At 64.5% G+C, this 7467-nt stretch carries 8 protein-coding genes and 1 pseudogene; 5 read left to right on the plus strand and 4 right to left on the minus strand.

All coding sequences use genetic code 11. From position 1 onward, the window contains the following. A pseudogene (locus Y705_RS17725) lies at window positions 1-464 on the plus strand (ABC transporter substrate-binding protein); the annotation flags it as partial. 80 nt (window positions 465-544) lie between these two features. Beyond that, window positions 545-850 carry a hypothetical protein gene (locus Y705_RS0105695; protein ID WP_026532160.1) on the plus strand — a complete coding sequence of 102 codons (306 nt, stop codon included), beginning with the start codon at window positions 545-547 and terminating at the stop codon, window positions 848-850. A gap of 72 nt (window positions 851-922) precedes the next feature. Here the strand turns inward: Y705_RS0105695 and Y705_RS0105700 are convergent, their stop codons facing one another. The 3 genes from Y705_RS0105700 to Y705_RS0105715 form a co-directional block, all read right to left on the minus strand. Further along, window positions 923-1153, minus strand: coding sequence for a DUF6480 family protein (locus Y705_RS0105700; protein ID WP_026532161.1), 231 nt, complete (start codon window positions 1151-1153; stop codon window positions 923-925). A gap of 264 nt (window positions 1154-1417) precedes the next feature. Continuing rightward, on the minus strand, window positions 1418-1678 hold the full coding sequence (locus Y705_RS0105710) for a hypothetical protein (protein WP_155849945.1): 261 nt from the start codon (window positions 1676-1678) through the stop codon (window positions 1418-1420). Between the two features lie 144 nt (window positions 1679-1822). Further along, window positions 1823-3196 (minus strand): dihydrolipoyl dehydrogenase family protein, encoded by a 1374-nt coding sequence (locus Y705_RS0105715; protein ID WP_026532163.1) that lies wholly within the window; start codon window positions 3194-3196, stop codon window positions 1823-1825. A gap of 134 nt (window positions 3197-3330) precedes the next feature. On the opposite strand from Y705_RS0105715, the gene Y705_RS0105720 reads away from it, so the two are divergent. After that, window positions 3331-4152, plus strand: a complete 822-nt coding sequence (locus Y705_RS0105720; protein ID WP_049822338.1) for a CPBP family intramembrane glutamic endopeptidase — start codon at window positions 3331-3333, stop codon at window positions 4150-4152. 4 nt (window positions 4153-4156) lie between these two features. Here Y705_RS0105720 and Y705_RS0105725 read toward each other — a convergent pair whose 3' ends face one another. After that, window positions 4157-5203, minus strand: a complete 1047-nt coding sequence (locus Y705_RS0105725; protein WP_026532165.1) for an NAD-dependent epimerase/dehydratase family protein — start codon at window positions 5201-5203, stop codon at window positions 4157-4159. A gap of 140 nt (window positions 5204-5343) precedes the next feature. On the opposite strand from Y705_RS0105725, the gene Y705_RS0105730 reads away from it, so the two are divergent. Together Y705_RS0105730 and Y705_RS0105735 are read left to right on the plus strand one after the other, a co-directional pair. Beyond that, a complete protein-coding gene (locus Y705_RS0105730) occupies window positions 5344-6435 on the plus strand; it encodes a YihY/virulence factor BrkB family protein (RefSeq protein ID WP_253908503.1) in 1092 nt (363 codons plus the stop codon). An 18-nt stretch (window positions 6436-6453) separates the two neighbouring features. Then, window positions 6454-7467 (plus strand): glutathione S-transferase family protein (locus Y705_RS0105735; RefSeq protein ID WP_049822349.1); only part of this gene is annotated, 1014 nt, incomplete at its 3' end.

The following is a 7467-nucleotide window of genomic DNA, read 5'->3' on the forward strand; positions in this document are numbered from 1 at the left end:
CCGACACCGAGGAGACGATCGCCGCCGCCGCTGCCGAGTACCCACAGCTCGAGGGGAAGACGTTCATCTACGGAAACCTCGAACCTGCCGGCGCCGACGGCGTCAACATCTACACTGCCAACGACAACCGCCCCCGCTTCCTGACGGAGCTAGGGATGATCCAGGCCGACGTCGTGACCGAGAACACGCAGGACAGCACGGAGTTCTTCATCCCCTGGTCCGCGGAGCGCGCCAATGAGCTCGAGTCCGACGTCTTCGTGACCTGGGTACCGGACGCAGCGACCAAGGAAGCAATCAGCAGCGACCCGCTGCTCAGCCAGATCCCCGCGGTGGAGACCGGCGCACTCGTTGCCGACAGTGACAACACCCTGACACTGTCCGTCTCGGCAGCCAATCCGCTCAGCCTGCCCTACGCACTGGAGAAGTTCCTCCCACTCCTGGGCGAGGCTGCGGATAAGGCCTAGTTCCTGCCGGCGTTGCCCTTGCGGCCCATCTGGGCTGGAATGGTAGACGAACTGCGGGCCGTCTGACGAGAGGAAGCATCATGGAGAAGCTTGGGATCAATGAACTGCAGGCGGCAACCGCCTGGGACAGCGAAGGCATGAAACTTGGAGAGGTGAACCAGGTCCACCTTGAAAAGACGTCGGGCCTTCCAGGCTGGATCACGCTGTCTTTCGGCCTGCTCAACACCCGCAAGCACTACGTGCCCCTTGAGGGTGCTCACTTCAAAGGGGCGGATCTCCACCTCAAGTGGACCAAGAAGGAGATCAGTGACTCGCCGGACACCGACAGCGATCTGGAACTGTCCCCCGAAGAAGAGCGGGAGCTGAGCGAGTACTACTCCCTCTGACAGCGATGCAATGGCGAAAGCCGCCGACCAGTCCAGGGACTGGTCGGCGGCTTTCGCCATTCCGGGGCGGCGCTAGAAGAAGGGGATGATATTGCCGATGATCAGAATGAACACCAGGATCACCATCACCCCGATCACTCCCAGCCACACGGCGGAGAAACCCTTCTTGGGTCCATGTTCCTCGTGGCCCTGGGGGGCTCCGACGCTGGACTCGCCCGGCGGGGTCTCTCCCGGGGGCACGCCGCCGCCCGGTTCGAGCCCGGTTATCTTGTCTTCCTCCGGATCGGGGTTCTGTGCAGACATGGGATCCTCCCAGTGATGTCGGTTGACGAGTTGCCTCCACATTACCGCGGTAATGGTAAGTCTGCTTACTTCCGCGGCTTTTAGATGGCCGCAGTGGATTCCGCGTCAGGTGCTGACCTCGTACCGCAGGTGCACCACGCCGTTCACGAACCTGTGCTCGTCGATCAGAGAAAGGCGTAACCGGAGGCCCTGGGCAGGAACGATTTTCCGCCGCCCACCACCGGCGTTCCAGGTGAAACCTTGCACGGGATCAGCCGTGAATCATCAGGCCGACGTGTCGTCCGGGGATACGGCGGGCAGCGCCTTCTGCTCGCGGGGCGTCCACGAGATGGTGATGTTGACGCCGTCCTCGGTGTCTTCCACGAAGAGGTGCAGGTCCTCGCCCAGCAGGGCTTCATGTTCGAATTCATCGCCCGCTTCCCGTGCCATGTCAGCGAGCCGGCTGATGGCGACGGCCATCGCGCGCCCCCAGTCGTGCGGATGCTTGCTGCTGGATTCCTCGGTGGCGGTAAATTTCTTGTCCATGATCGCCATTCTTCTCCCTGCGCTGTTGCTGCGAAACGAAGCACCCTTGTCTTTGCTGTGTGGCACAAACCCTAGCAGTCGGACCTAGCGCGGGGCACGTGATGAGCCACCAACCATGGCCCGGCCGCACAACCCTTGATGCGGCTACTTCCGCAGTGCGGCCCTCGCCGCATGTCCGATGACCGCACTGTAGGTGGGGTACGCGAATTTCACGCGGGCCAGCGTTGCCAGGTCCGTTCCGGCCGCCATGGCGGATGCCACGGCCTGAATCACCTCCACCGCATTCTCCCCCACGGCGTGAGCTCCCAGGATCAATTCTCGGTGGCGGTCCGTCACCAGTTTCAGGAAGCCCTGCTCACGGTCGTCGATGATGGGCCGCTCCACGGCGGCATACGGGACGACGACGGCGTGGCACTCCGAATCCCGTTCCCGCGCCTGCGCCTCGGTGAGTCCCACCCCCGAGTAGTCCGGGTCGGTGAACCCACCCTCGGGCAGCAGGTGATGCGGAGTGGTCCGGTTGGCACCCAGGACGGCGTTCTCGGCGGCGGTCTCACCCTCGAACACCGCTGCCTGCACGAGCATGCTGCTGCCGTTGGCGTCACCCGCAACGAAGATGTGCGGCACATTCGAGCGCAGATAGTCATCCACCGGAATGAAGGACCGGGCCGTTTCGACTCCGGCTGCCTCCAATCCGAGGCCCGCCAGGTTCGCGGGCCAGCCGGCGGCCATGACGACGGCGCTGACGTCCTGTGACACGGGGTCGCCGTCGCGCTTCCAGGTGATGGTCAGCGTTCCGTCGGTCCCCTGCGTGATGCCGTCGATGCCGTCGATCCCGGTTTCGACCCGGATGCCCTTCGAGGCGAAGCTCGCGGTGACGGACGCCGAGACGTCGTGGTCCTCGGTGGTCAGGATCCGTGGAGCAAGATCCAGCAGCAGGACCTCCGAACCGAGGGCGTTGAAGATGGTGGTCAGCTGCACACACGTGTGGCCGCCGCCGATGATCGCAACGACGGCGGGAAGCTCCTTGAGCGAGAGGACCTCGTACGGGAGGATGGACAGTCCGGCACCCTCGATCGGAAGTCTCCGGGCGTCGCCGCCGACACACAGGATGATGGAACGCGCGCTGACCTCTGCGCCATCGACGGAGACCGAGCGCTCACCGGTGAGAACGGCCTGGCCGCGGAGTAGGTCGATCCCGAGGCGCTCCATCGTCGCCTGGTATCCTTTCGCGTCGAGCACCCGATCGACCGTTGCGTGCACGCGCTGTACTGTCTTCTCCCAGTCGACGGTGGGTTCGGCCACCACGATGCCGTAGTCGTAGGCGGTGCGTACTTCCCGGAAGAGCCGTGCGGTCTTCGCGAGGACCCTCGTGGGTACGCATCCGGAGTTGACGCAGGTTCCCCCCAGTGCGGAGCGCTCCACCACGGCGGTCCGCGCGCCCAGTTCGGCAGCGCGGGTTGCGGCGGCCATGCCTCCCGGGCCGCCGCCGATCACCAGTACGTCATAGGTGTACTCCAAGGGGGCTCCTTTGGAAGGGGTTCGAGCAGGGCAGTGCCTTCTTCCATCCTCCACTGGAAACCTGGCCGGGAACAACGACGAAAGGGACCGAATCGCAGCGGGGGACGCGCCGCACCGGGAGTAGGCTCTGGTGCATGTCCAAAACCGCAGCAGCGCCACCGGCTGTGCGGCATGCCACGCTGAACGTTATCCCGGCGGGGATGACAGCGGCTGCCGGCTTCCTGCTGTTCGGTCTCGACCTGCGGTGGCAGGGCTGGGTCCTCCTCGCCGCCGCACTCGGAGTGGCCGCCGCCCTGAACCGGAGTCTCTTCCGGGACCTCGGCCTGATTGCCCTCGGGATCCTGATCATGGACGCCGTCCCCATCACCACTGACATCAGCGTGGGCCACATGGCACTCATGGGAAGCGCGATGATTGCCGCCGTCGCCCTGCCCTACCTCATCTCGCGGTTCCTCTACCGCGAGCATGCCATCCGGTTTCCCGTCCTCACCGGGCAGAAGTGGTCACGCCTCGAGCGCTGGTACCTTCCCGCCGTCGTCGTCATCGGTTACCTGCTGCTGCCCGTCTATCTCATCCCCAGCGGCGTCTATGAGAACTGGCCTGCGGCGAACGACGCCGGGAGCGTGGCGCGACTCTTCGTCGGGACCAACGTCCTGGGAATCTGGGACGAGCTGTTCTTCATCTGCACGGTGTTCACACTCCTGCGCCGTCATGTTGCGGAATGGCAGGCAAATATCCTGCAGGCGGTGGTCTTCACGTCCTTCCTGTGGGAGCTCGGCTTCCACGCGTGGGGGCCCTTCCTCATCTACCCGTTCGCGCTGGTGCAGGGCTGGATCTTCGCGCGGACCAAGTCACTCACCTATGTGGTCAGCGTCCATCTCCTCTTCGACTTCGTCCTGTTCCTGGTACTGCTGCACGCCCACAACCGGGACCTGTTCCCGATCTTCCTGTACTGAAGCCCTACCGCGGATACAGATTCGGTGAGCCCTCCAGTCCGTCCCCGCTGCGGAGGCCATCGATTACCGCGGCCAGGGCGTCCCTCGACGAATGCTCCGCAGACCAGCCGAGCACTGTCCTCGCACGGCTGGTGTCCATGACCGGTGCGAGCGCCGCCATGTCGATCCAACCGGGATCGGTCCGCTGCAGGCCGGCACCCCAGCTGAGGGCCACCAGTGCGCGGAGCACGCCGACGGGGATATTGAGGACGCGGCGGGCGCCGAGCACCTCGGCCACACGGGCCGGGGTGATTTCCGGCTCGGCAGCAATATTGAAGGCCCCCGGCGCCCGCTGCTCGACCACCCGCCAGTAGGCATCGGCGACGTCGTCGGCGTGCACCGCCTGGAAGATGAGCCGTGCGGGGATGGGGATCAGCGGCAGCGGGATCCGGCCGAGCACCACCTTGGGAATGAGCGGGCCCAGGAAGTACCGCCCGATCTCGCTGCCGGCGTCGGGCTGGAAAATGAGACCGGGACGCAGACGGGTGACAAGACGGTCGGGGTGATCGGCCTCGAACCGGTCCAGCAACCCTTCCTGCTCAGCCTTGTGGCGGCTGTAGTGGGATGTGGGGATACCCCCGGTAGGCCAGGATTCGTCCCTGCGGAATTCCTTGTCGGCAGCAGAGTAGGCGCCCACCGACGACGCGCAGACAATGTGCTGGACGCCGGCGTCGGCGGCCGCATGGAGCACGTTTGCCGTGCCGGTCACGTTGGTGCGGTACATCGCGGCCTCGTCGCGGTTCGGCTGGATGGCCCAGGCGAGATGGACGACGGCGTCGGAACCTTCCAGCGCCGCGGTGAGCTTAGTGCGCCCACTGTCCGTACCGACGTCGAGCCCGTGCCAGTGCACGCCCCGGTAGGGTTCTGCGGCAGTATCGGGAGTGCGGCGGGCGATTCCTGTGAGGGAGAGAGGCCCGAAACCGGCGTTCTCCCGCTCCCCGGCGGCGCGGTGCAGCCTGCGCAGCACTGCCGTACCGACGTTTCCCGTGGCACCGACAACGGCAATTCGCATGGGGGGCTCCTCTTCTTCGTTCGCTGCGGCAGGGACGCCTGCGGCAGGACTGGACTAGTAAGCACGCTTATGGTGCAGTTATAGGAGAGACGATATCGGATTCGACGCCCGGCCGGGATGGGCGTGATGTGGAGGAAACTGTGAGCAGTAAGAGTCAGTCGGCAAGCGCCGGGAACAACCAGACGTCCCAAAAGGCCCGTAATGCGCCGGATCCGGATGATCCGAGGAAGCCTGACGATCCGAAAGACATGGCCAAGCCGGCCTGGGGATATGTAGCCAAGCGCTCACTCGGTGAATTCGGCAAGGATCAGTGCACCGACCTCGCCGCGGCGCTGACGTATTACGCCGTCCTCTCGCTTTTCCCCGGCATCCTCGCGCTGGTGTCGCTGCTGGGCCTCTTCGGGCAGGCGGAGGCAACCACGAACCAGATCATGGGCATCATCAGCCAATTCGCCCCGGGTGGAGCCACTGACACGATCGAGCCGATCGTCCAGCAACTCGCCTCGAACCAGGCCGCGGGGCTGACGTTCATCATCGGCCTGCTCGGCGCCATCTGGTCGGCATCGGGCTATGTCACGGCCTTCTCGCGGGCCATGAACCGGATCTACGAGGTCGAGGAGGGCCGCCCCTTCTTCAAGCTTCGCCCGCAGATGCTCCTCATCACCGTTGTGGTCCTGGTGCTCATCGTCATCATGGCCCTGCTCCTGGTGCTGTCCGGTCCGGTAGCCGAAGCCGTCGGGAACACGATCGGCCTCGGCCCCGCCGCCGTCACGGTGTGGAGCATTGCGAAGTGGCCGGTCATGGTTGCCTTCGCCGTCATGATGATCGCTGTCCTCTACTACGGCACCCCCAACGTGCAGCAGCCCAAGTTCCGCTGGATGAGCATCGGCTCGCTCATCGCGCTCGTCGTCCTGGCCATCACCACCACGGCGTTCTCGTTCTACGTTGCCAACTTCGGCAGCTATGAGGCCACCTACGGAGCGATCGCCGGCGTCATCATCTTCCTCCTGTGGCTCTGGCTCGCCAACCTTTCCCTCCTCTTCGGCGCTGAATTCGATGCCGAAATGGAGCGTGGACGTCAGCTGCAGGCCGGCATCGAGGCTGAGGAAACCATCCAGCTCCCGCCGCGGGACACGAAGGCCGCGGAAAAGAAGAATGAGAAAGAGCTCAAGACCGTCAACACGGGGCGTGAACTCCGTGAAAAGTACGAGCGCGAATCCAACCACAGCTAGCGGATCGAGACTTACCAGATGCCCGGACCAGAGCAGGAAAAAGGCCACACGGACAGCAGCACGGATTCCAGCACTGGTCACAGCACCAGAGGTGCTTATGTCACTTCCGGCGAGGAGTTCACCCGTGACACCGCCTACATCGAAACACGGATCACGCGGGATGCGGTGGACGGTTTCCCGGCGGAACCGGGCAGATACCGCCTGATCGCCGCGCGCGCCTGCCCCTGGGCGAATCGGGCGATCATCGTCCGCAGGCTGCTGGGGCTTGAGGAGGCCATCTCCCTCGGGACCCCCGGACCCACGCACGACAGCCGGTCCTGGACCTTCGACCTCGACCCGGACGGGAAGGACCCGGTTCTCGGCATCGAGCGGCTCCAGGAAGCGTTTTTCAAGCGCGACCCGAACTATCCGCGCGGGATCACCGTTCCGGCGATCGTCGACATCACCACGGGTGCCGTTGTCACGAACAACTTCCCTCAGATCACCCTGGATTTTTCCTCGGAGTGGTCGGAGTTCCACCGGCAGGGCGCGCCCGAGCTGTATCCGGAGCTGTTGCGTGAGGAAATCGACCGCGTCAACAAGCGCATTTTCACTGAGGTGAACAACGGCGTCTACCGCTGCGGCTTCGCAGGGTCACAGGCGGCCTATGAAGCAGCCTATGATCGGCTCTTCACTGCGCTGGACTGGCTGGAGGAGAGATTGACCCATCAGCGTTTCCTGGTGGGGGACACCATCACCGAAGCGGATGTCCGGCTGTTCACGACGCTCGTTCGGTTCGACCCGGTGTACCACGGCCACTTCAAGTGCAACCGGAACAAGCTCACCGAGATGCCCGCGCTGTGGGGTTATGCGAGGGACCTGTTCCAGACACCCGGGTTCGGGGACACCATCGATTTCCAGCAGATCAAGGATCACTACTACATCGTCCACGAAGACATCAACCCGACGGGGATCGTGCCCAAGGGACCGGATCTGGCGAACTGGCATTCGGCCCACGGGCGTGAACGGCTCGGCGGGCGGCCCTTCGGGAAC

The sequence above is a fragment of the Arthrobacter sp. H41 genome (genome assembly GCF_000520535.1).
Taxonomy (GTDB): domain Bacteria; phylum Actinomycetota; class Actinomycetes; order Actinomycetales; family Micrococcaceae; genus Arthrobacter_D.

Excerpts from the sequence above, each read along its gene's own strand:
- Y705_RS0105695 (WP_026532160.1), top strand. The coding sequence starts at position 545 with ATGGAGAAGCTTGGGATCAATGAACTGCAGGCGGCAACCGCCTGGGAC.
- Y705_RS0105700 (WP_026532161.1), bottom strand. The coding sequence starts at position 1,153 with ATGTCTGCACAGAACCCCGATCCGGAGGAAGACAAGATAACCGGGCTC.
- Y705_RS0105710 (WP_155849945.1), bottom strand. The coding sequence starts at position 1,678 with ATGGACAAGAAATTTACCGCCACCGAGGAATCCAGCAGCAAGCATCCG.
- Y705_RS0105720 (WP_049822338.1), top strand. The coding sequence starts at position 3,331 with ATGTCCAAAACCGCAGCAGCGCCACCGGCTGTGCGGCATGCCACGCTG.
- Y705_RS0105725 (WP_026532165.1), bottom strand. The coding sequence starts at position 5,203 with ATGCGAATTGCCGTTGTCGGTGCCACGGGAAACGTCGGTACGGCAGTG.